26 protein-coding genes, 1 tRNA gene and 1 pseudogene are annotated in these 20,408 nt (G+C 55.5%); 15 read left to right on the plus strand and 13 right to left on the minus strand.

What is annotated here, in order from left to right:
• Window positions 1–59: 59 nt before the first annotated feature.
• A pseudogene (locus TEU_RS00260) lies at window positions 60–860 on the minus strand (radical SAM protein).
• 37 nt (window positions 861–897) lie between these two features.
• Here TEU_RS00260 and TEU_RS00265 point away from each other — a divergent pair.
• A complete protein-coding gene (locus TEU_RS00265; protein WP_050001874.1) occupies window positions 898–1,548 on the plus strand; it encodes a M48 family metallopeptidase in 651 nt (216 codons plus the stop codon).
• On the plus strand, window positions 1,524–1,940 hold the full coding sequence (locus tag TEU_RS00270; RefSeq protein ID WP_050001875.1) for an NfeD family protein: 417 nt from the start codon (window positions 1,524–1,526) through the stop codon (window positions 1,938–1,940). The genes TEU_RS00265 and TEU_RS00270 overlap by 25 nt, the downstream gene beginning before the upstream one ends.
• On the opposite strand, the gene TEU_RS00275 is transcribed toward TEU_RS00270, so the two are convergent.
• Window positions 1,897–2,334: a hypothetical protein gene (locus TEU_RS00275; protein WP_050001876.1), complete on the minus strand. Its 438-nt coding sequence runs from the start codon at window positions 2,332–2,334 to the stop codon at window positions 1,897–1,899. The genes TEU_RS00270 and TEU_RS00275 overlap by 44 nt on opposite strands.
• Before the next feature lie 66 nt (window positions 2,335–2,400).
• On the opposite strand from TEU_RS00275, the gene TEU_RS00280 reads away from it, so the two are divergent.
• Window positions 2,401–2,832: a CoA-binding protein gene (locus tag TEU_RS00280; protein ID WP_050001877.1), complete on the plus strand. Its 432-nt coding sequence runs from the start codon at window positions 2,401–2,403 to the stop codon at window positions 2,830–2,832.
• Window positions 2,833–2,961: 129 nt separating this feature from the next.
• Here the strand turns inward: TEU_RS00280 and TEU_RS00285 are convergent.
• Window positions 2,962–3,049: transfer RNA gene (locus tag TEU_RS00285), tRNA-Leu, on the minus strand.
• Window positions 3,050–3,151: 102 nt separating this feature from the next.
• On the opposite strand from TEU_RS00285, the gene TEU_RS00290 reads away from it, so the two are divergent.
• Genes TEU_RS00290 through TEU_RS00320 form a run of 7 tightly spaced genes read left to right on the plus strand, consistent with a single transcriptional unit; the run spans window position 3,152 to window position 6,775 of the window.
• Window positions 3,152–3,535: a DUF2178 domain-containing protein gene (locus tag TEU_RS00290; protein ID WP_227738730.1), complete on the plus strand. Its 384-nt coding sequence runs from the start codon at window positions 3,152–3,154 to the stop codon at window positions 3,533–3,535.
• Between the two features lies 1 nt (window position 3,536).
• The gene (locus tag TEU_RS00295) at window positions 3,537–3,899 is read left to right on the plus strand and encodes a DUF2178 domain-containing protein (protein WP_050001879.1); all 363 of its coding nucleotides are present in this window, start codon (window positions 3,537–3,539) and stop codon (window positions 3,897–3,899) included.
• Window positions 3,900–4,190, plus strand: coding sequence for a DUF2178 domain-containing protein (locus TEU_RS00300; RefSeq protein ID WP_050001880.1), 291 nt, complete (start codon window positions 3,900–3,902; stop codon window positions 4,188–4,190). It begins immediately after the preceding gene.
• Window positions 4,191–4,388 (plus strand): helix-turn-helix transcriptional regulator, encoded by a 198-nt coding sequence (locus TEU_RS00305; protein ID WP_050001881.1) that lies wholly within the window; start codon window positions 4,191–4,193, stop codon window positions 4,386–4,388. It abuts the gene before it with no gap.
• A complete protein-coding gene (locus TEU_RS00310) occupies window positions 4,375–4,746 on the plus strand; it encodes a hypothetical protein (protein ID WP_227738731.1) in 372 nt (123 codons plus the stop codon). The genes TEU_RS00305 and TEU_RS00310 overlap by 14 nt, the downstream gene beginning before the upstream one ends.
• Window positions 4,743–5,501 carry an ABC transporter ATP-binding protein gene (locus tag TEU_RS00315; RefSeq protein ID WP_050001883.1) on the plus strand — a complete coding sequence of 253 codons (759 nt, stop codon included), beginning with the start codon at window positions 4,743–4,745 and terminating at the stop codon, window positions 5,499–5,501. Before TEU_RS00310 ends, TEU_RS00315 begins: the two co-directional genes overlap by 4 nt.
• Window positions 5,498–6,775: an ABC transporter permease gene (locus tag TEU_RS00320; RefSeq protein WP_050001884.1), complete on the plus strand. Its 1,278-nt coding sequence runs from the start codon at window positions 5,498–5,500 to the stop codon at window positions 6,773–6,775. The genes TEU_RS00315 and TEU_RS00320 overlap by 4 nt, the downstream gene beginning before the upstream one ends.
• Window positions 6,776–6,852: 77 nt before the next feature.
• Here TEU_RS00320 and TEU_RS00325 read toward each other — a convergent pair whose 3' ends face one another.
• Complete coding sequence (locus tag TEU_RS00325; protein WP_050001885.1) at window positions 6,853–7,269, minus strand: RNA-binding domain-containing protein; 417 nt, start codon at window positions 7,267–7,269, stop codon at window positions 6,853–6,855.
• A gap of 75 nt (window positions 7,270–7,344) precedes the next feature.
• On the opposite strand from TEU_RS00325, the gene TEU_RS00330 reads away from it, so the two are divergent.
• Complete coding sequence (locus tag TEU_RS00330) at window positions 7,345–8,151, plus strand: ZIP family metal transporter (protein WP_050001886.1); 807 nt, start codon at window positions 7,345–7,347, stop codon at window positions 8,149–8,151.
• Here the strand turns inward: TEU_RS00330 and TEU_RS00335 are convergent.
• Entirely contained in the window at window positions 8,120–8,692 is a 573-nt protein-coding gene (locus TEU_RS00335; protein ID WP_050001887.1) for a dephospho-CoA kinase, read from the minus strand. The two genes, TEU_RS00330 and TEU_RS00335, sit on opposite strands and share 32 nt — an antisense overlap.
• A gap of 50 nt (window positions 8,693–8,742) precedes the next feature.
• Complete coding sequence (locus tag TEU_RS00340; RefSeq protein WP_050001888.1) at window positions 8,743–10,908, minus strand: ATP-dependent DNA helicase; 2,166 nt, start codon at window positions 10,906–10,908, stop codon at window positions 8,743–8,745.
• Between the two features lie 61 nt (window positions 10,909–10,969).
• Between TEU_RS00340 and TEU_RS00345 the strand changes: the two genes are divergently transcribed.
• A complete protein-coding gene (locus TEU_RS00345) occupies window positions 10,970–11,560 on the plus strand; it encodes a hypothetical protein (RefSeq protein WP_227738732.1) in 591 nt (196 codons plus the stop codon).
• On the opposite strand, the gene TEU_RS00350 is transcribed toward TEU_RS00345, so the two are convergent.
• The 5 genes from TEU_RS00350 to TEU_RS00370 are packed head-to-tail and all read right to left on the minus strand — an operon-like array spanning window position 11,555 to window position 17,861.
• Window positions 11,555–12,532: an ABC transporter ATP-binding protein gene (locus tag TEU_RS00350; protein ID WP_050001890.1), complete on the minus strand. Its 978-nt coding sequence runs from the start codon at window positions 12,530–12,532 to the stop codon at window positions 11,555–11,557. The genes TEU_RS00345 and TEU_RS00350 overlap by 6 nt on opposite strands.
• Window positions 12,533–12,542: 10 nt before the next feature.
• Window positions 12,543–13,523: an ABC transporter ATP-binding protein gene (locus tag TEU_RS00355; protein ID WP_050001891.1), complete on the minus strand. Its 981-nt coding sequence runs from the start codon at window positions 13,521–13,523 to the stop codon at window positions 12,543–12,545.
• Window positions 13,516–14,676 carry an ABC transporter permease gene (locus tag TEU_RS00360; protein WP_050001892.1) on the minus strand — a complete coding sequence of 387 codons (1,161 nt, stop codon included), beginning with the start codon at window positions 14,674–14,676 and terminating at the stop codon, window positions 13,516–13,518. Before TEU_RS00360 ends, TEU_RS00355 begins: the two co-directional genes overlap by 8 nt.
• A 12-nt stretch (window positions 14,677–14,688) precedes the next feature.
• Window positions 14,689–15,690: an ABC transporter permease gene (locus TEU_RS00365; protein ID WP_050001893.1), complete on the minus strand. Its 1,002-nt coding sequence runs from the start codon at window positions 15,688–15,690 to the stop codon at window positions 14,689–14,691.
• Between the two features lie 56 nt (window positions 15,691–15,746).
• The gene (locus TEU_RS00370) at window positions 15,747–17,861 is read right to left on the minus strand and encodes an ABC transporter substrate-binding protein (RefSeq protein WP_050001894.1); all 2,115 of its coding nucleotides are present in this window, start codon (window positions 17,859–17,861) and stop codon (window positions 15,747–15,749) included.
• 225 nt (window positions 17,862–18,086) lie between these two features.
• Here TEU_RS00370 and TEU_RS00375 point away from each other — a divergent pair, with 225 nt between their 5' ends.
• Window positions 18,087–18,326: an Lrp/AsnC family transcriptional regulator gene (locus TEU_RS00375; RefSeq protein ID WP_050001895.1), complete on the plus strand. Its 240-nt coding sequence runs from the start codon at window positions 18,087–18,089 to the stop codon at window positions 18,324–18,326.
• Here TEU_RS00375 and TEU_RS00380 read toward each other — a convergent pair whose 3' ends face one another.
• Window positions 18,327–18,659, minus strand: a complete 333-nt coding sequence (locus tag TEU_RS00380; protein WP_050001896.1) for a signal recognition particle protein Srp19 — start codon at window positions 18,657–18,659, stop codon at window positions 18,327–18,329. It abuts the gene before it with no gap.
• Between the two features lie 57 nt (window positions 18,660–18,716).
• On the opposite strand from TEU_RS00380, the gene TEU_RS00385 reads away from it, so the two are divergent.
• Complete coding sequence (locus TEU_RS00385) at window positions 18,717–19,337, plus strand: DUF257 family protein (RefSeq protein ID WP_050001897.1); 621 nt, start codon at window positions 18,717–18,719, stop codon at window positions 19,335–19,337.
• On the plus strand, window positions 19,330–20,091 hold the full coding sequence (locus TEU_RS00390) for a tRNA (adenine-N1)-methyltransferase (protein WP_050001898.1): 762 nt from the start codon (window positions 19,330–19,332) through the stop codon (window positions 20,089–20,091). The genes TEU_RS00385 and TEU_RS00390 overlap by 8 nt, the downstream gene beginning before the upstream one ends.
• Here the strand turns inward: TEU_RS00390 and TEU_RS00395 are convergent.
• Window positions 20,078–20,296, minus strand: a complete 219-nt coding sequence (locus TEU_RS00395; protein WP_144244784.1) for a hypothetical protein — start codon at window positions 20,294–20,296, stop codon at window positions 20,078–20,080. The genes TEU_RS00390 and TEU_RS00395 overlap by 14 nt on opposite strands.
• Window positions 20,297–20,408: the final 112 nt, after the last annotated feature.

A 20,408-nucleotide genomic window follows, 5' to 3' on the forward strand; every position in this document is an offset into this window, starting at 1 on the left:
GACCGGGACGAACGTGAACTCTCCGGTCATAGCGGTGGTTCAAGGAGACGTCAGTGAATTCACACCTCAACGAACTCCCAGCCCTTCTGGTGGGTCTCTATTCCCGCTGTCCTCACGTTCAGGGATTTTATCTCCTTCTTCAGCCCCCACAGGAACTCTTTAAAGGCCTCCTCGTTGGTTAGAACCTCGTAGCTTTCTGGATATTCATCGCGGAGAAGCTCCTGGAACTTCCTTCCGGCCGCGCGGAGGTTGAGCACCTCGAAGAAGTAGTGGTCCGCAAAGCTCCTCGTGTCCTCGAATATGGCCGAGACGTCCGTAACCCCTGGAATTATCGGGCTAACGAAGGCGTAGGTCTTCAGCCCGGCCTCATGGAGCTCCTTGAGGGCGTTTATCCTTGCCTAGTGGACGGGTGTAAGCGGTTCAAACAGCCTCTTCTCCCTTCCTGTGAAGCCGTTTATCGTGAGACCAACCTCTATCTTCCGGAACTCCCTGAAAATGTCAATATCCCTGGTCACCAGCGGCGATTTGGTGAGTATCGAGAGTTCATTCCTCTTGTCCATATACCTCAGAACCCTCCTCGTGAGCTTTAGCTCGGCCTCAATCGGCTGGTACGGATCGCTAACCGTGGACATCACGACGCTCCCAGAAACGTGCTTTCTCGCTAACTCGGGCGCGTTTGTCTTGGCCTCAACCCAGCTCCCCCACTTTCCGTAGTCCTTCCACTTAGCTATGAACTTGGCGTAGCAGTACCCGCAGGCGAAGGCACAGCCGACGTACTGGTTCACGCTCCACGAGACGCCCGGAATCCTGGAGCGGGTGTATAGGGACTTGGCCCTCCGTTTTATGACCCTAACTTTCATAAGCCCATATCGGAACCAGACCTTAAAAGGTGATACGATGGAAGTCGAGGTTCGCTACAGGCCCGTCCGCTACGCGAGGCTTGAGCTCAGACCCGGCGGCAGGGTCGTGGTTACCGCGCCGAGGGGCTTTGACGTTGACGCATTCCTGAAAAAACACGAGAGATGGCTTCAGAGCAGGTTGCGGGAGCTTGAAGAGCTCAGGAGAGAGTCTTCAAGGGGCTTTCCGCTTTTCGGGGAGTTCTACCGGCTGGAGCAAGGAGATGTCAGGGAAGTTGAAATCCGAGACGGAACGCTCAGGGTCCCCGCCAGGCGCGAACTGGCCGTAAAAGCCCTGAAAAACCTCTTAAGGGTTAAGATAACCCCTCTCGTTGCCGTCTACTCGGTCATGATGGGGGTCTCACCCGGAAAGGTGTACATCAGGAACCAGAGAACCAAATGGGCGAGTTGCTCAAGCCGGAGAAACCTCAGCTTCAACCTCCGCCTTCTCGCACTGCCGGAGAGGCTAATCGAGTACGTTGTAATCCACGAGCTGGCCCATCTGAGACACCTCAACCACTCTAGGGAGTTCTGGGCGCTCGTGGGGCGGTTCTATCCCGACTACGCGGCCGCGAGAAAGGAGCTGAAGCGCTGGTGGGGTATAATCGAAGTGAACGAGGGGTGGAGATGGCTGGAGGGCAGGGAGTCCTGAAAAGGGCCCTCAAGCTGATTGCACTGCTGGCGGACGAGATAGTGGTGGCAGTAGTCCTGCTCGCTGTCCTCCCTTCAGCGGGGTTAGATGTTCCTTTTCCAGTGGTTGGACTCGTTCTGGGAATCCTCCTGATTAAAGACGTCCTGATAGCGCCGTACGTGCTCAAAGGCGGGCTTGAGAAGAAGCCGCAGACCGGGGCAGAGGCCCTGATAGGCCGGGAAGCAGTTGTCGTTGAAGACCTCTCCCCGGAGGGCCTCGTTAAGCTCGACGGCGAACTCTGGCGGGCCGAGTGCATCACAGGAACGGTGAAGAGAGGGGAGCGGGTTAGGGTTGCGGACGTTAAGGGGACTAAGCTCCTCGTGGAATGCCGAGGGACTGGAGGACTGCCCTAATTTCCTCCGGCCTGTTGGTGGAGAATGAGACGTCCCATTTGTCGCGCCTCTTGAGGTAAACGCACGCCTTTGCTGGGTAGTTGAAGTGCATCTTCGCGGGACAGCTCCCCCAGCCCTCCCTGACGGCGAACCACTCAACATCTTGAAGTGGTATCGTCTTCCTGAGGAAGAGCCCTATGAGGCCGCTGATGACGATTCCCTCCTCGTAAATCCTCACGCGCAGTCCCATAACTTCAAGGAGCACCAGAACAGTGACCGCAAGTGCCGCGAGCATTATCTCAAAGCCCTCGCCCACCTGGTAGGTGGCGTAGAGGCCGACAAGCAAGGAGAGGAGAGGGATTACCATTAGAGCCTGAAAGGCCCGGCTCGTCAGCGTTTCCTCGTAGAGCGCCATGCTTCCCACCGATGGAAGTTTCCGTTAGGGCTTTAAACTTCTTCTCCAACCAATGGTGGTGATAAAATGGTTAGGATAATGCCCGTTGACAGACTGAGCGACGATGACATCGGAGAGATTCTAACAAAGTACCGCACGATAGCCCTCGTTGGCGCCTCGCCGAAACCTGAAAGGGACGCGAACATGGTCATGCGCTACCTCATCGAGAAGGGCTATGAGGTCTACCCCGTGAACCCCCGCTACGAGGAAGTCCTTGGGCGGAAGTGCTACCCGAGCGTTCTAGATATCCCCGATGAGGTTGAGATAGTCGACCTCTTTGTCCGTCCCGAGTTCACGATGGACTACGTTGAGCAGGCAATAAAGAAGGGCGCGAAGGTCGTCTGGTTCCAGTTCAACACCTACAACAGGGAGGCTTTTAAGAGGGCGAAGGAGGCCGGCCTCACTGCAGTTGCCCACAGGTGCATAAAGCAGGAGCACGAGAGGCTTATTGGAGAGTGATGGGCTTTTTCTTTCAGCTTTTGTTGGGAAACTCCCTCAAATTCTAGGTAGCCCAGAAGAGGAAACTCCGTTTGAATGCTCGAGAAGAATCACAAACCTTGATCAAACTTCGCTCAGGCGAAGTTTGAATGGTGCGGGGGCGGGGATTTGAACCCCGGAACCCCTGCGGGACGGGACCCTAAATCCCGCGCCTTTGGCCAGGCTCGGCTACCCCCGCGCGGATTGAACTTCTTCCCGGAGCTTTAAAAACTTTGAGGGAAAAAGCTTATAAAGATGTAAAGGAAACTTTACGTAAAGGAAACTTTACATGGTGAGGGTGATGGAAGATAAAAAGGCCTTACTGCCAGCGCTCCTCGCGGTTATGGCCCTAGGCTGGGTCGTTGGGTGGGCCACCAGTTCAGAAAAAAGCGAATACGCAATAGTTGCCTTTGCCTTTGGGGCAGTGTTCATAAACATCTACTTCTCCCACCTCGAAAAGAGGGGCATTGTTCTTGAAGACGAGAGAACCCTGCGGATAAACGAGATTGCTTCCAGAAGAACCCTCCAGGTGACGAGCATGGGGCTCGCAGTCGCTCTGCTCGCCCTATCGGGAAAAACCTCGAATCCGAAGATGGAAGGTGCCTTCATAGCGGTCGGTCTCGTTCTGGCAGTCATGTTGATGCTCCACCTTCTGTTCAGGCATTACTACTCGCGGGTGATGTGAGATGAAGTACGGGCATCTGCTCGGCATTCTCAGTGCGGCTATAATAATTGGGCTGGCCTATTCCGTGAAGGCAGGCAGGCCATATCTAGCGGTGGGCACGCTCGTTCTGGGAGTTCTGCTGGTCCAGGCTCTGAACTGGTACTACAACTCGAAGATTGAGAGAATCAAGGACGAGAGGACTGAACTCATAGATGCAAAGAGCACGAAAAACGGCTATGCGGTAATGAGCTTTCTCCTCTTCGCCGAGTACGTCTGGGAGTACGCCCACGGCAACATGGACGTTGCGGTGAAGCTCCTGGTTCCCCTCGGTGTCGGCAGCGTAGTGCTCCTAATCTCGCAGTACTACTACGGGAGGGCGATGTGAATGGGGAGCGAGTGGTTGTTTCTTTTCATAGCGGCCGCCACAGTGATATACTGGTTCGCATTCTACCGCTTCATGAAAGAGACGGGCCAGATGAAGGACGAGCGCGGAAGGAGAATAAACCAGGTCGCCTCAGAGAAGACCCTCATAATCGTCCAGATGCTCCTCCTCATGGGAATTCTCGCGGTTGATGCCTTTCGGTGGCTCGACCCCGCCAAGGTTCTCGCCCTAATCTACGTCGTTGCCATATTTGGACACGCCCTGATACGGTACCACTATTCGAGGGTGATGTAAGTGAAGAACCGCCTGCGCGAGCTGCGGGAGGCGAAAGGATTAACTCAGGAGGAGCTTGCGAAGGCCCTCGGCGTCACGAGGCAGACCATCATAGCAATCGAGAAGGGGAAGTACGACCCGTCCCTGAGGCTGGCCTTCAAGATTGCAAGGTTTTTTAACGCTAAAATTGAAGATATATTCATTTATGAGGGTGACTGAGATGAACACGAAAAAACTGGTCGGGTTTGTGGCCTACTTCGCAGGAATCGGCCTGGGAATCGCCAGGCCTCCCGTCGAGAGGCTCGCCTGCATGAGGTTGCCGAGCGGGGAGGTCTTGACGAGGATAAACACCCCACTGCTGGTGATTGAGCTTCTCCTGGTAATGCTCGGCGCCCTTCTGATGGGTCTTTCCGGCGATTTTAGGAACACCCACAAGCTCAACGGGTGGCTTGGCATCTCCACTGGCTTGGGGGCTGGTATAATTGGAGGTTACGCCGGTATAGATACACTCACGCTGTTCGGGGTAGCCCTCGCGACCCTCGGGCTGATTCTGTACAAACTGGGGGGACGGAAATGACCGCGGTTAGAGTTGAGAACCTCAAAAAGGACTACGGGGGCGTTAGGGCCCTCAAGGGGATAAGCTTCGAGATAAAGGAAGGCGAAATCTTCGGCCTTATCGGGCCCAACGGCGCCGGAAAGAGCACTACGCTCAAAATCCTCGCGACCCTTCTGAAACCCACCGGAGGTAGGGCTGAGGTCTTTGGCCACGACGTTGTAAAAGAGGCAGAGGGGGTCAGGGCGCTCATAAGTTACCTGCCGGAGGAGGCCGGCGCCTACAAGAACCTCACCGGGAAGGAGTACCTGGGGTTCATGGCACGGCTCTACGCAAAGGACGAGAAAAGGGCAGAAGAGATGCTCAAGCTCGGAGTCGAGCTTTCGGGCCTCGGAGAGAGGCTAAATGACAAAGTCTCGACGTACTCGAAGGGCATGACGAGGAAGCTCCTCCTGGCAAGGGCCCTCATGGTAACCCCCAAGCTGGCGATTCTCGACGAGCCTGCGAGCGGGCTTGACATAGTAAACGCCTACGAGATAAGGAAGACCATAAAGCGCTTTGCCAGGGAGAAAGGCGTCACCTTCCTCGTCTCAAGCCACAACATGCTTGAGGTCGAGTTCCTCTGCGACCGCGTTGCCATGATAGCGGAGGGCAGGATAGTGGAAATCGGCACGCCGAAGGAGCTGAAGGAGAAGTACGACGCCGAGAACCTCGAGGAGGTCTTCATGAGGGCCATCGGAGTGCACATCCCAGAGCCCGTTGGAGGTGAAGGCTCATGAGCGATTTCTGGGTGCTAGCCAGAAAGGAGATAATGAACCTGGTGAGGGACAAAAAGCTGCTCTTTGGCCTCATCGTGGTGCCGCTTATTATCTACCCCGCGCTCGGCAAGATGATGCAGTTCGGCTTTGAGAGCGCGACGAAGGAGACACAGGTCGCCATCGTGAACTTCGACGATGGGAACTACGGAGAACTTCTCATAAAGGCGCTGAACGCCACTCCAAACGTTACTGTCACCGTGATAAGCGCAGGCTCGGTGGAGGAGGCCCTCAAGAAGGCGGTTGAAGCGGAGCATAACGTCCTCGTAGTGATTCCCTCCAACTTCAGCGAGGGCATTGAATCAAACGAAGTCGCGACTGTCCAGATATACGGCGTCTTCAAGGGGCTGAGCTCGGGGATGGCTGAGAGTGTAAGCGAGGGCAGGATTAATGCGGTCATTAATGTCCTTTCCGAGGAGATTGCACGGCTTAAGGTTGCCAGGCTCGGCGTTTCAAACCCTGGAGCAGTCCTGCACCCCATACGCGCCGAGAGCAAGTCGTACTTCATGGGACGGGTGGTAGACGTCCCCCCGACGGTGGTCTCGCAGGTACTCTCCTCACAATCGGTAAGCCTGCCTCTAATAGTCTTTCTCATGGTAACGATAACGGCCCAGATGTCTGCTGGAGCGGTTGCGGCCGAAAAGGAGAACAAGACCCTCGAAACGCTCCTCACGCTCCCGGTCAAGAGGACGACGATAGTGGCGTCCAAGATATCCGGGACTGCGGTCATGGGCCTCGTAGCTGCGCTGGCGTATATGATAGGGCTCAGAAGCTACCTCGGTACCTTCCAGGTGGACACTGGCATAAGCCTTGAAGAGCTCGGACTAGGGCTTACCCCCGAAGGCATGGCGCTCTTTGCCCTAATAGTGTTCCTGACGATAATCTTCGCGCTCTCACTGGCAATGCTTCTGGCAGTCTACGCAGAGGACGTCCAGAGCGCCAACACCGTCGTCAGCTCTGTCATACTGCCCCTCGCTTTCCCGGCGTTCATGCTGATGTTCGTTGACCTAACTCAGGTACCGACGGTGGCCCGTTACGCTCTCCTCGCGCTGCCCTTCACGCACCCGATAGTCGCGTACCGGTATGCGCTCACCGGTGACTACTCCTCAATGCTCCTCAGCGTTGCATACCTCAGCGTCATAGCCCTCGTGACCCTCTACATGACTGCCAGGATATTCTCAAGCGAAAAGGTGCTGACTGCCAAAATCAGCTGGGGGAAGAAGAGAAAGAAAACCTGACTCGACTTTTCCTTTTTTAGAGCCCAAAACAAACAAAAACGGCGAAAACAAAAATCAAACGGCGGACAGCACAAAAATCACTCTATCGGCACGCCGTCCTTTGTCCTCGGAGCTAACCACTTCATTAGCTTCTTCGGGTTCTTCGTGCGGATTATTATCGTTATCGGGCCGAGCGGGGACTCCTCGTTGAAGTTCACAACTCCCGCGTAGGCCGCCTGCTTGTTCACCTTTATGATAATTTCCTCCCCGAAGTAGCCCTCCTCAAGGAAGGAACGCGCCGTGTCGAGTATAGCCTGACCCCTGAACAGCTCGTAGAGCCTGCTGAGGGCTTTTCTGTTCTTTGTCTTTCCGGTGAGGATTATGTAATCGCCCCTGTCAAAGGCCTCGAACTCCAGGCCCGGGATGAGGTTCAGCATCGCCCTCTTTACCTTCTCGATGTCCTCAGTGGGGTAAACGTAAGCCTCAACCTCAACTTCCTCGAACAGCTCTTCCATCTTTCTCACCTCACCAGGCTAAGCTCGAAGGAACGCTTATAAACCCAACCGCCGAAAGAATTAGGTGGCCTAAATATGTTAGAAGGCTTCATCGAAAACCTTGCAAGCTACCTGCTGAACTTGAGCGGGGGAAGCCTGATATGGGTGTCCTTTTATGCCGGTCTCTTCGTCGCTCTCATGACGTCTCTAGGTGCTATGGTGGCAATTTTCGCGAAGAAGATTCCAGAGGGCGGGGTTGACTTTTCGCTCAGCTTCGCGGCGGGTGTAATGATAGTCGCGTCCTTCACGTCCCTTATCCTCCCAGGGATAGAGAGCGCGGGGTTCCTGCCGGTGGGGGTGGGGATAGCCCTCGGTGTCCTCCTGATTTATGCCGTGGACAGACTTCTTCCCCACGAACACCTCGTCAGGGGTTATGAAGGGCCCAAAGGGATGAAAGAGAAGCTAAGGAAGGTCTGGCTCCTCATATTCGCAATGATAATCCACAACCTCCCGGAGGGGCTTGCCGTCGGCACTTCCCTTATCTACAATCTTGAGGTCGGGCTCGTTACTGCGATAGCAATAGGCATCCAGGACTTCCCTGAGGGAACAGTCGTCTCGCTCCCCTTAGCAGTTATACAGAAGAAAAGCCTGGGCCCAGTTTTAGTAGACATCCTTAGCGGGCTGGCCGAGATGGTGATGGTGGTCATCGGCGCGCTCTTCTTCACGGCGTTCTCAAGTGTTCTGCCCTACGGCCTGGGCCTCGCTGGAGGTGCGATGCTCTACGTGACGATAAAGGAGATGATCCCCGAGATATATGGAGAAGAGAAGAACCAGACCCTCGTCACGCTGGGCTTCTTCGCAGGGTTCTACGTTATGCTCCTCCTCGATTCAAGTCTTGGATGACCCTCTCAACGAGGGCCTTTACCTTTTCCTCGTACTCCTCCTTCGAGCCGTCGTTTATCAGCATGTAGTCCGCCATCGCTATGACGCCTCCAATCCCAAAGCGGAGCTCCTTCCAGTCCCTCTCCTCGAAGTCCTCCCAGCTCTGCGGGTCGTCGTGCCTGCCCCTCTCTCTGAGCCTCTCGAAGCGGAGCTTCGGCGGTGTGTGGACGGCGATGATGATGATTTCCTCCCCCGGAAAGGCACTCCTGAAGGTTCCCACCTCGTCAAGGGAGCGAACGCCGTCTATGACAACGAGCGGGCTCTTCTCTAAAAAAGCCCTCACCTTCTCAACGGCGAGCTTCGCGACCGCGTTCTGACCGAGCTCCTGCCTCAGGCGTATGCTCACCTTTGCGACGTTTTCCTTGGTTAGTTCAAGACCCCGCTTCACCGTTTCCTCACGGACGATGTCACCGAGGGAAACGCTGGGAAAACCTCTCCTCTCAAACTCCGCCACAATCTTACTCTTTCCAGAACCGGGCATTCCAGTTACTATCACTATCATTGAGCCCACCCAGAGTAGCTCGGAGGGGATTTAAAAAGGTAACCCAACGGTCACTTCAGGAAGTCCTCAAGCGTCCCCCTCTTTTTCGGCCTTTCCTGCACGCTCACGCTCTTCTCAATTCCAAGGTGGCGGTAAATTCCGTCGAGGATTTTCGCACCGATGCCTTCGACTCTGAGGAGCTCCGCAGGCTTGGCTCTAACGATGTCCTCAACGCTCCTGAAGCCGGCGTTGTAGAGCGCCCTGGCCCTCTTCCTTCCGATGTTCGGGAGCCTGACCAGCTCAAGGAGCTCCTCGCGGACGCCGTGCCTCAGCCTCAGGTGGAGGTCTCTCAGGTACTGCAGGATGTCCTCCTTGGGGTCGAAGAGCTTGTAAAGCTCTATGAGCGAGTACATCAGCCAGTCTGCCAGCTCAAGAAGCCTGTAGAGGTCTCCGGGGTCTATGTTGTAGGTCTCGTAAATCCTAGTCTCGGGCACCTCGTTAATCCAGTCGAGGAGCACCTTGGCCGTCTTCACTTGCCCTAGGAAGCCCTGGAACCTGGAGTCTTCGTAGTAGGGTATGCTCGCGTAGAGTTTATCTTCGAGCTCGTAGGCAAGGTCGAGGTAGTCCTCCATCTCGCGCCTCCTGGCCGTCAGGGTGGCCATGTCCGGGGTCGAGGCGATGAGCTGGAAGATTCCGAAGGGGTTCGGGTTTTTCTCGAGGGCAGGGAAGGCGTCCTTGAACTTCTTGGCTGTGAGCGGGTCTATGTAGAGCTGGGAAGTCCTCTTTCCGAAGGGCAGGGCCTGGAACTTACCCTCAAGGTCGAGGTCTATGAACTCGTTCTCAACGAGGAAGTAGACGACGTCTTTAGCCTTGTATTCAAGCGAGCTCAAGTCCTTCCGCTGGTGGGCGTAGAAGGTTCTCTCAAGGAAGTGGACGAGCTCAGAGAAGCTCTTAACCCCGAAGTTTGTGATTAGGGCAAGGATCTGACTCCTGAAGGCCTGCTCGTTGGCGAGCATCGAGAAGAGCTTCTCGGGCTTCCCGCGGATGTAGCGCTCCATAAGCTTGCCCGGCTCGTCGGTTCTGGCCACTATTATCGCCTCGCCGTACTTGTCGTACTTTGGCCTTCCAGCCCTTCCCATCATCTGCTGTATCTCAAGGACGGGTATATCCGTCCAGCCGAAGCCCGCATAGCGCTTGGTGTCGCGGATTACTACTCTGAATGAGGGTAAATTTACTCCAGCGCTGAGGGTAGGGGTAGCTGTTATGACCTTAATCAACCCCTCCCTAAAGGCGTCCTCTATGAGCGTCCTCTCGGTCCTGCTGAGGCCCGCGTGGTGGAAGGCAACGCCCCCGACGAGGGCTTTCTTCAGCTTCTCGCTCGTCGGGTTGTCCTCAAGCTGGGAGGCAAGGTTTTCAAGGGCCCTCTTTTCGGGCTTGGTGAGGTGGCTTGAGACGAGCTTCGATAGGGCTAAAGCCTCCTTCTCAGCCGAGCGGCGCGTGTTGACGAAGACGAGAGCCCCCTTGCCCCTCTTCACGGCGTCGGTCACGAGGGAGTACCAGTTCTCAGGGTATCTTTCCACCGTGCCGTCTTCCCATATGAGAGTCCCGGTGTGGAAGACTCCCTTCCTCAGCTGGACGGGCCTCCACTCGCTCATAACTAGAGCGGCATCGAGCCACTCCGCCAGCTCCTCGGCGTTGCCAACGGTCGCGCTCAGGGCCAGAATCTGGGCCCGCCCGAGCATGTGGGTGAGAATCATCTCAAGCGTTGCCCCCCTGTCGTAGGAGCCTATGAGGTGAACCTCGTCAGCAACGACGAGCTTTACGTCTCTAATCCACCTGGCCCCGTGCCTGAGGAGTGAGTCAAACTTCTCAGCTGTGGCCACTATTATGTCGTACTTCCCGAGCCAGTCGTCGGTTGAGTCATAATCACCCGTCGTCGCGGCGACCCTAAGGCCTAGGCTCTCCCACTCCTTGAACTCTCGGTATTTCTCCTCCGCCAGGGCCTTGAGCGGGACGAGGTAGACAGCCTTGCCCCCCTCGCGGAGAAGCTTGTCCACCATAACTATCTCGCTCACGAGGGTCTTTCCGCTCGCCGTTGGAATGGCTAAAACGAGGTTCCTGCCCTCCAGCACCCCGCTCTTCAGCGCCTCGGCCTGGGGTGGATAAAGCTCCTCTATGCCCCTCTCCTTGATGACCCGTTTAAGCCTCTCATCAACAGGGAGTTCATCAACTTTCATTCTCCCTCAGCTCCACATTCCATTGGCCGGCGGTTTTATATGTCTATTGTCCCAATGGGAGATGGGATGCGGTATGGAAATAGAGGTGCCCTACGTCCTGTTCAGGACAAAATCCGGGGTTTATGGACTGGACAGCTATTTCTACCCCGCTCTGGAGAGAGCTGAGCACAGGGCGGCCCTGCTTAGAAAGATGGAGCTAAAACCGCTCCCACAGGTCAGCGGGGAGTACCACGTAACCCCAGACAACGTGAAGGACATCCTCAGGGAGCTTGCCCTCGAACTGTACAGGCTCGCGGGCAGGAGCTTTGATGAGAGGAGCAAACACATGAGGCGCTGGAACATACTCCGCTTTCTGGGGATTCCCTCAGGCTACCTCAAAAACCTGAAGAAGGACGAGGAGCTGGCGGGAAGGATAAGGAGGGTTCTGCTGGCACTCTCGATTGTAGAACACGTCCTCGGGATAAAAGGCCCCTCAGACCTGGAGAACCTCTCAGTTGAGCCCCTTGGATGGGCCGTCTTCAGGCTGGAAGTGATGGACGGAAAACCAGTTGACCCTGTTTATGCACAGCTCTACGAAGACGACGCCGGTTTCAGAAGGGCCCTTTTCGGGCTCCTGCAGAAAGAAAAAGGTTTAGAAAAGGAAAGGTCATGACTTGGCGTAGAGCCAGCAGGCCACGTAGTGATCCTTCTCGACCTCAACAAGCGGTGGCTCCTTCTTGTCGCAGAGCCCGGCCTTGGCAAAGGGACACCTCGGGTGGAAGTGACATCCCTCCGGCGGGTTTATCGGGCTCGGCGGCTCGCCTTCTATCCGGGCACGCTTCTTCTTGAGCTCCCTTGCCAAGTCGGGGTCAGGGACGGGAATCGCCGAGAGGAGCATCTGGGTGTATGGGTGCAGTGGATTCTCGAATATCTTCTCAGCCGGGCCGACTTCCACGAGTTTTCCGAGGTACATCACACCCATCCTGTGGCTCATGTACTTGACGACACCGAGGTCGTGGCTGATGAAGAGGTAAGTGAACCCGTACTTCTTCTGGAGGTCCTTGAGCATGTTGAGAATGTTCGCCTGAACCGAGACGTCAAGAGCTGAGGTTGGCTCATCGAGCACGATAAACTCCGGCTTGAGGGCGAGGAGCCTTGCGAGGGCTATCCTCTGCCTCTGTCCTCCTGAGAACTCGTGGGGGTAGCGGTAGAGGTGCATCTCGTTAAGGCCGACACTTTCGAGCAGGTCTATGACGAACTCCTCCGGGTCGTCAACCGGGATGCCGTGGAAGCGGACCGGCTCCATTATGACTTCAAAGACAGTCTGCCTCGGGTTCAGGGAGGAATATGGGTCCTGGAACATTATCTGGGCCCTTCTCCTGAACTCCTTCATCTCGTCGCCTTTTATCGTGGTGACGTCCTTACCGTCAAAGATTATCTTTCCGGACGTTGGCTCTATGAGCCTCAGTATCGTCCTTCCCGTTGTCGTCTTTCCACAGCCGCTTTCACCCACCAGTCCGAAGGTTTCACCCCTGTTTATCTCGAAGCTTATGCCGTCAACGGCCTTAACGTATCCTATAGTTCTGAAGAGTCCCCTGACGGGGAAGTACTTTTTGAGGTTTTCAACCTTGAGGAGCGGTTCCATCGTCACCACCTCAGTACAGATGGCAGGCCACGAAGTGGCCGGGTTCTAACTCCTTCAGCTTCGGCACTTCACTTCTGCACCTCTCGGTCGCGTAGGGGCACCTCGGGTGGAAGCGGCATCCCTTCGGAGGGGTTATCAGGTTGGGCACGGTTCCAGGTATTGCCTCAAGCCTCTCTATCTTCGCCAGCGGGTTCGGAACTGCCCTCAGCAGGCCCTTTGTGTACGGGTGGAGCGGGTTTTTGAAAATCTGGTCAACGGAGCCTATTTCGACGATTTTGCCCGCGTACATGACAGCAACACGGTCCGCCATCTCGGCGACGACACCCATGTTGTGCGTGATGAGTATCACCGTCGTGTTGTACTCCTTCTTGAGCTTGTTCATGAGGTCGAGTATCTGCGCCTGGACAGTTACGTCAAGGGCCGTGGTCGGCTCGTCCGCTATCAGAATCTTCGGGTCGTTGGAGACACCGATTCCAATGACGACACGCTGTTTCATACCACCGCTGAGCTCGTGCGGGTAGTTCTTGACCCTGTTCTCCGGGTCTGGAATTAGGACGCGCCTGAGTATATCAACGGCCTTTCTGAAGCCTTCTTTCCAGCCCTCCACAGTCCCGTGAACCACCATGGCCTCGGCAATCTGATAGCCGACCGTGTAAAGCGGGTCGAGAGAGGCGTGGGGGTCCTGGAATATGTAGGCTATCTCCCTGCCCCTTATCTTCCTGATTTCCTCTTCGCTGAGCTTCAGCAGGTCTATGGTAGACCCGTCGTCCCTGTGGTAGAGCACTTTGCCCTTGACAATCCTTCCAGGGCTCTCTATCAGCTGGGTCAATGCCCTCGACGTGACGCTCTTTCCACAGCCGGTTTCTCCAACGAGGGCGAACGTTTCTCCCCTGTAGACGTCGAACGAAACGTCCTCTATCGCCTTGACTATGCCTGCATAGGTGTAAAAGTGAACAGTGAGGCCGCGGACTTCGAGTATGGGCTCAGGCATTCTCCTCACCCTCCTTTTCCTCCATCTGCTTCTGTTTCTTCACCTTGAACTCTATGCTGCGCCTCATCTTGGGGTCGAGTATGTCCCTAAGGGTGTCACCGAGGAGGTTCCATCCGAGGGCCACGATGAGTATCATGAAGCCCGAAAACGTGACTAGCCACCACTTCTCAGGGAAGTACTGGGAGCCGTCGTAGACTATCCTACCCCAATCCGCTATCGGCGGGGTCGCACCGAGACCGAGGAAGCTCAGGCCGGCCTCCATGAGGATAACGCCACCGAAGTCGAGGGTTATGTAGACCAGTATCGGGCCCACGATGTTTGGTAGGATGTGCTTGAACATTATCGTCCTGGAGCTCAGTCCTATCGCCCTCGCCGCCTCAACGTAGAGCTTCTCCCTCTCCGTCAGAGTTGAACCCCTGGTTATCCTCGCATATGCCGGCCACCAGACTATGACCATCGCCAGTATGACCGCCAGCAGCTTTCCGAGGTTTCCTGCCTCCTGCGGCTCCAGCGCGAATATCCTGAGGAACAGGGTCTCGAAGAACTCGTGATTGCTGATGAAGGACTGCAACCTATCCGGCAGGACGGCGGAGAACGCTATGGCAAGGATTAACGCCGGGAACGCAAGGAACATATCGGTTATACGCATTATGAGCTCGTCTATCTTTCCCCCGTAGTAGCCCGCAACAAGGCCAAGGATTATGCCGAGGGGCACTCCGAGGACTATGACTATGATTGATATCACGAACGACGTCCTTGCTCCGTAGAGGATTAGGCTCAGCAGGTCCCTACCGTAGTGGTCGGCACCGAGGGGATAGGTTATTGTCTTGTCGGCGAACGGCAAATACGCCTTGGTGCCGGGGGGCGCGAGGTAGGTGGTCATGTTCTCAAGGGCGGGGAAATAGCGGTAGCTCCACGGCGCAATGCTCGGTCCAAAGATGCCGAGGAAGATGAAAATCCCTATCAGGAAAAGGCCGATTAACCCGGGGGGCGAGCGGTTGAGGGCGTAGAGCATCAGCTTCCATTCTTCCATCTTCGAGCGGTTCTTATTCTTCCAGTCCTTTTTGAAGAGGGATATGAACGAGCCTATTGCATCGACGAGCTTGTCAGCGAGCCTGTCAAGAATCCCCTTCTTGTATTCTTCCTGCGTCATGTCACCACCACCTCAGTACCTCACCCTCGGGTCAACGACCGCGTACAGTATGTCCACTATCAGGTTGGTCGTCACGAAGATCAGGGCGAAGATGAAGGTTATCGCGACCACCGCCGGGAAGTCGAGGTTCCTTATGGCGTCCAGGACGTAGGAACCCATTCCAGGCAGTCCGAAGACGGTCTCGGTGATCGGAGTTCCTCCGAGCAGTCCGCCGAACTGAAGGCCCAAAACGGTCAGGATTGGGACGAGGGCGTTCTTCAGGGCGTGCCTGTATATCCTGAGCTTGGGGACGCCCTTCGCCTTGAGGAAGGCCACGTAGTCACTGCTGAGGGCCTCAAGGAACGAGTTCCTCACGAACCTGGCGAGGACTCCAGAGCCGGTAAATCCAAGGGTGAGGCCCGGAAGCCAGAGCCTGTGGATGTGCTGGGCGAACGTCGAGAAGTCCCCCGTAAGGAGCGCGTCTATCATAGGGACGTGAGTTATCACACGTTCGGGTGGAGCCGGGAAGCCCGCCAGGGTTATGACACGCCACTTGACGAAGAAGATGTACATGAGCATGTATCCCAGCCAGAATATGGGCATTGAAACACCGGTCAGGGCGAATATCCTAACCACGGTATCAATCCACGTGTTCCTCTTGAGCGCGGCGAGTATACCGAGTGGAAGACCTATTATCAGGATGAAAAAGAACGCCACCAGCGTCAGCTCAAACGTTACCGGAAACCTCTTTTCGATATCGTCAAATACGTAATTCGACGTCCTCGGGTCAACAATCTTGTTCCTAGCGAGCCCACTAACCAAAAACCAGTACTGCTCGTACCAGGGGTCGTCCATATGGTACTGCTCACGTATCCTCTGGATTGCATCAGGGGTAGCCTTTTCTCCACCCGCCCACGCCCTTGCGGGGTCGGCGGGGATGACATAGGCGATAAGGAACACAATAAGAGTGACTCCAATTATTGTGGGTATAAACGTCAAGAGCCTCCTGACGAGGAACTTCTTAAGGTTGGCCAACTTTGCTCACCCCCTTGCCGTGCATGTCGTTAGAAAATAGAAAAGAAATGGAAGCTTCATTCAGAGACGTTAACCTCAAGGCTCTTGAACTCGGTGGCACCGTAGAGGAACGGGCCAACCCAGTTGTCGGAGTCGAGGTAGTCCGGAACCCATCCGACGACGTAGACGTCGTAGTCGCCGTGCTCGGTCTTGCTGAGGTAGGTCGGCCAGTTGTAGCTGTTCACGGTGACCTGGAAGCCGAGCTGGCTCCAGACGTTCTGTATGAGGGTCATAATCTTCTCACGGGCGGCGTTGCCCTCGTTGTAGATGAGCTCGATGGAGTACTTGCTCGGGTCAATCCCGGCCTCCTGGAGAAGTTGCTTGGCCTTGTTGATGTCGTAGGTGTACTTGGTGATGCCCTCCTCCATGTATCCCGGCCACGGCTTGGGTATCGGGCCGTAGTTGGGCTCCAGGAGTCCCTGGTAGACGAGCTGCCTTATCTGGTCGTACGGAATGGCGTAGGCAAGGGCCTGCCTGACCTTCGGGTTGTTGAAGGGCTCCTTCTGGGTGTTGAAGACGAGGAACGTCAGAATCGGCTGGAGGATGTCGGTCTTAACGACCGAGTGGAAGCCGTTGAGCTCAAGGCCCTTCACGCTGTCCATCTTCTCAGGCGGTATCGCGACGACATCGGCAGTACCGGTCTTGAAGAGGTTTATCCTGGCCTGGGCGTCGTTGTTGATGACGTAGATGACGTACTTGTGACCTGGGCTGCCCGTGGCGTTCCAGTAGTGCGGGTTGTACTCGAGGACTATGTAGCTGTTCTCCTGGTAGTCCTTGACGTAGAACGGTCCGGTTCCAACGGGCTTCTGATGCATGAGCTGGTGGGTCGGGTCGTCCTTGCCGGACTGGAGGTAGTCCCACCACGCGCTCGGGTCGTGGCCGTTGTTGCTGGCCTGCAGGGCCTCTTGGTACTTGTCGCCGAGGAGGTACTCCATCGGGACGACGCTGAGGAACGGGTCAGCGAGGATGCTCAGAACCGGCGCGTACGGGTTCGGGAGGACGAGCTTGAAGACGCCCGCGGTCTCGCCGCTGTATCCGAAGAACTGCTTGAGCTCCTCAACGGAGTGGATTTCCTTGACCTGACCGTTGAACTCGGCGATGAGCGGGTTGTCCTTGAGGTAGCCATCAAGCTCCTCCTCGCTAATCGCCGCCGAGTTGTTGACGTCCATAAAGCTGTCGACCATCCAGCTGACGCTGTGTCCGAGCCTCTCGACGCGGAGGAACGTGAAGGCCACATCGGTAGCGTCTATCGGGTAGGTCTTGTCGTTCCACGGGTCATATGCTTTAACTCCACCGCGGATGAGGAAGTACCACTCGGTGCCCTCCTTGTTGTGGGCCCAGGCAACCGCCAGGTCGGGGCTGACGGTCTCGGTGTTCTCCTTCCAGTAGGTGACGAGGGTGTCGCCAATCTCGTGCCAGAGCTCCCATCCAAAGGTCTCGTAGGTCATTGCCGGGTCAAGGCTCTCCGGCCAGCCGATTGTGGCTATGACGTAGGTCTCAGGGTCGTTCTTGTAGTCCTTGATACCAATCTTGACTGAGGGGGCGTTCGAGTCCTCGCTGAGGAGGTCGTAGCGCTCGGCAAGGGTCGGGTGGTAGTAGCGGCCCTTCACCCAGTCCCAGTAGACACGGAGCTGCTTGTTCTGTCCGAGAATGGCCTCAGGCACAAGCTGGTTTCCGAGTATGTAGAGGGCCTTGAAGATTTCAGTTCTGACCTCGGGGTTGGTCTCGCGCCTCGCCGCTATGACGAGGGCATCAACATGCTCGTCCCTGAAGAACGCGGGGTTAATCGCACCGAATCCCTGGCCCTGCTCCATGAGGGTCTTGACATCGGGGGTGTTCTCCGTGTCAACCTCGTAGCTGACCCTTATGACCTTCTTTCCTGAGGGAAGGTCCACCGTCGGTTCAGCCCCCTTAGGTCCGACAACAACTACGCTCTTATCGGTCGTGACGACATAGACTTTGCCCATCTCCAGGACGCCGGTCTGAGCTGGCTGTGACGAAGTTTCACCCGGCGAGGTCGTCTGCTGGGTGCCGGTTGTGGTTTCGCTTTCACCACCGATGCAGCCGCTGGCCACTGTCGAAAAAACAACCAAAAAAACAACCAGCATGGCTATTGTAGCTCTGCTTTTCATTAATACCCACCTCTGTACATCTAGGGCATTGTTATATATGTACATGCCAAATAATAAACCTTTCGAAATACAAATGGGGCCTAAACCCCAACTATCATACACAATAGTTGTGTTAAGTACAACATGCACCCAACTTGTGGGACTCAAGAATCTGTCCCGACTACGAAAAGCTTAAATGAACGGAACTCGCATTAGGAAATGAAGAAAATTCCGGCGGTGATACCCATGGTTAGGGCGTATGTTTTGTTGACAGTCGAAATTGGAAAAGTTGAGAGTGTGATTGAGGCACTCAAGCAGATACCCGGCGTCACCAAGGCGGACGCCGTGACCGGCCCCTACGACGCCATAGTCCACATCGAGGCAAACGACCTCGGTGAGCTTACCAGGAAGATCCTCCACGACATCCACAACATCGACGGCGTCATAGACACTACCACTGCCATTGTCGTCGAGACGGAAGAGTGACTACTTCCTCCTCTTCTTAGTCTTGCCCTTCTTGGGCTTTGTCCTTGAACGGAGTTCTCTAATCTTCTCCGCAATCATTTTTAGGCTCTTCCCCTTTCCGTACTGGCTCTCAACCACAAGAAAGCCGTACGTCCTGAGCTCCTCGTCCAGGCCAGAAAGGCGGGGGTTAAGCTTGGTGTGGTCCTTCTCAACGACATTCATACCGAGAACTACGACGGCGTCTTCTATTTCAGAAAACCTGGGCGCCTCAACGGCGAGGTTCTTTGGGACGGCTCTCCCATACTTCCTGCTCAGCCTTGAGTCAAGCTCGCTCGGCCATACTACAAACCTCATTTTCCCACCCGACAAGGTTTAAAAGATTTGCAGTTAAAAACCCTTTTGGTGAAGGGCATGGCCATTAAAGACCTCAAAAAAGATGCACTCAGCCGTATGACGCCTGGGGACGTTGTTTTAATCGAGTACCAGTCACGAGAACCCATAGAGAACCTCGCATGGGGCGAGCTCCTGCCCGCGATAGCCCCTGGTGGAGTGGTTGTGGTGGACTTCTTTGGGCTTGGCGAGATTCTGCTGAGGAAGTTCGTGAGAAAAGAAAATGTGGACTACTCTGCCACTCTGGAGATCCTCAGGAGCCTGAAAGTCGTGAAAGTTGGGCCCGGGACAGTGACCTACGGTGAAATCCTTGAGGATGTAGTGCCGAGCTACGACTCACACACATTCCTCAGGAACTACCACTCAATAATGAGCAAGATATCGAGGCTCCCACAGAAGCCGAAGTACATGGTGACCTTCGGGCTGAGCCACTACATTCACTTTTCCCCCGAGGACGCCGTTAAGGCGATTCTAACCGCCGTGAGCACAATCCCCGGCGAAGACCTCATCATAATAAACTTCATCAACACGGATATCGTAGACCGCCCCCACCTGGCGATACTCGAAGAGCTGAGCACGGCGATAGTCGAGGTCTCCAAGGGGGAGTTCAAAGTCTACAAGGACGGTGGTATCGGTGATTGAGAAAGGAAGCAGAGTCCTCCTCGTCGATAAGCGCGGGAAGCGCTACCTCGTGAAGGTGGAAGACCGGGAGTTCCACACGGACCTCGGAATACTTAAACTGGGAGAACTCATTGGCAAGCCCTACGGGAGCAGGATAGAAACCCACAAAGGCGAGACCTTCGTTGCGCTCAAGCCGGACATCAACGATATAATAGCGAAGATGAAGAGGGGCCCCCAGATAGTGCACCCCAAGGACGCTGGTATAATAATAGCCTACGCAGGTATCTCGCCGGGAGACACCATCATAGAGGCCGGCGCCGGGAGCGGTGCGCTGACCATATTCCTCGCGAACGCCGTGGGTCCCCAGGGCAGGGTCATAAGCTACGAGGTCAGGAAGGACTTCTACGAGATAGCCAGAAAGAACATCGAGCTGGCAGGTTTTTCAGACAGGGTAACCATCAAAAACAAGAGCATATACGACGGAATAGACGAGGAGAGTGCCGACCATATAGTCCTTGACCTGCCCCAGCCGGAGAACGTCCTCCCCCACGCCGTTGATGTCCTGAAGCCCGGCGGCTACTTCGTAGCTTACACACCCTGTATGAACCAGGTCCACCGCTTCTTCCAGGCACTTCAAGAGTACAGAGATTACTTCATGAGGCCGAGGGTCGTTGAAGTCCTCGTAAGGGAGCACGAAGTAAAGAAAGAGTGCATGAGGCCGAAAACAACGATGCTGGCCCATACAGGTTACATAACTTTCCTCAGGAAGCTGTGAATCCTTCTTTCCCCTCTTCTTCGTACGTGAAATAAGCAACGGCCCAACCAAGCAACATCAGGACCAGCGACTTGGGCAGGGGGTCGCTTCCAAGGAGTTCCCGAACAAACGGAACCGTCCCGTAGAGGAGGGGCATGAACATGCCGAGCGACGCCACTATGACTGCAAGCATATAAACGAGCTTTTTCCCGGACATTCTCGACACCACTGGTGGGTTTCTCGCGAGGTTAAAAAGGGTTTCTTTCAGCCCCATGGGCACCTTCCCGAAATCCCTTCGGAGTTATTAACTTTTGGTTAGGAACAGGTTTATAAACACC

Source organism: Thermococcus eurythermalis (genome assembly GCF_000769655.1).
Taxonomy (GTDB): Archaea; Methanobacteriota_B; Thermococci; order Thermococcales; family Thermococcaceae; genus Thermococcus; species Thermococcus eurythermalis.

Bases quoted from the DNA above. Each gene is read 5' to 3' on its own strand.
- TEU_RS00265 (WP_050001874.1), top strand. From the start codon at position 898: ATGGAAGTCGAGGTTCGCTACAGGCCCGTCCGCTACGCGAGGCTTGAG.
- TEU_RS00270 (WP_050001875.1), top strand. From the start codon at position 1,524: ATGGCTGGAGGGCAGGGAGTCCTGAAAAGGGCCCTCAAGCTGATTGCA.
- TEU_RS00275 (WP_050001876.1), bottom strand. From the start codon at position 2,334: ATGGCGCTCTACGAGGAAACGCTGACGAGCCGGGCCTTTCAGGCTCTA.
- TEU_RS00280 (WP_050001877.1), top strand. From the start codon at position 2,401: ATGGTTAGGATAATGCCCGTTGACAGACTGAGCGACGATGACATCGGA.
- TEU_RS00290 (WP_227738730.1), top strand. From the start codon at position 3,152: ATGGAAGATAAAAAGGCCTTACTGCCAGCGCTCCTCGCGGTTATGGCC.
- TEU_RS00295 (WP_050001879.1), top strand. From the start codon at position 3,537: ATGAAGTACGGGCATCTGCTCGGCATTCTCAGTGCGGCTATAATAATT.
- TEU_RS00300 (WP_050001880.1), top strand. From the start codon at position 3,900: ATGGGGAGCGAGTGGTTGTTTCTTTTCATAGCGGCCGCCACAGTGATA.
- TEU_RS00310 (WP_227738731.1), top strand. From the start codon at position 4,375: ATGAGGGTGACTGAGATGAACACGAAAAAACTGGTCGGGTTTGTGGCC.
- TEU_RS00315 (WP_050001883.1), top strand. From the start codon at position 4,743: ATGACCGCGGTTAGAGTTGAGAACCTCAAAAAGGACTACGGGGGCGTT.
- TEU_RS00320 (WP_050001884.1), top strand. From the start codon at position 5,498: ATGAGCGATTTCTGGGTGCTAGCCAGAAAGGAGATAATGAACCTGGTG.
- TEU_RS00325 (WP_050001885.1), bottom strand. From the start codon at position 7,269: ATGGAAGAGCTGTTCGAGGAAGTTGAGGTTGAGGCTTACGTTTACCCC.
- TEU_RS00330 (WP_050001886.1), top strand. From the start codon at position 7,345: ATGTTAGAAGGCTTCATCGAAAACCTTGCAAGCTACCTGCTGAACTTG.
- TEU_RS00335 (WP_050001887.1), bottom strand. From the start codon at position 8,692: ATGATAGTGATAGTAACTGGAATGCCCGGTTCTGGAAAGAGTAAGATT.
- TEU_RS00340 (WP_050001888.1), bottom strand. From the start codon at position 10,908: ATGAAAGTTGATGAACTCCCTGTTGATGAGAGGCTTAAACGGGTCATC.
- TEU_RS00345 (WP_227738732.1), top strand. From the start codon at position 10,970: ATGGGATGCGGTATGGAAATAGAGGTGCCCTACGTCCTGTTCAGGACA.
- TEU_RS00350 (WP_050001890.1), bottom strand. From the start codon at position 12,532: ATGGAACCGCTCCTCAAGGTTGAAAACCTCAAAAAGTACTTCCCCGTC.
- TEU_RS00355 (WP_050001891.1), bottom strand. From the start codon at position 13,523: ATGCCTGAGCCCATACTCGAAGTCCGCGGCCTCACTGTTCACTTTTAC.
- TEU_RS00360 (WP_050001892.1), bottom strand. From the start codon at position 14,676: ATGACGCAGGAAGAATACAAGAAGGGGATTCTTGACAGGCTCGCTGAC.
- TEU_RS00370 (WP_050001894.1), bottom strand. From the start codon at position 17,861: ATGAAAAGCAGAGCTACAATAGCCATGCTGGTTGTTTTTTTGGTTGTT.
- TEU_RS00375 (WP_050001895.1), top strand. From the start codon at position 18,087: ATGGTTAGGGCGTATGTTTTGTTGACAGTCGAAATTGGAAAAGTTGAG.
- TEU_RS00380 (WP_050001896.1), bottom strand. From the start codon at position 18,659: ATGAGGTTTGTAGTATGGCCGAGCGAGCTTGACTCAAGGCTGAGCAGG.
- TEU_RS00385 (WP_050001897.1), top strand. From the start codon at position 18,717: ATGGCCATTAAAGACCTCAAAAAAGATGCACTCAGCCGTATGACGCCT.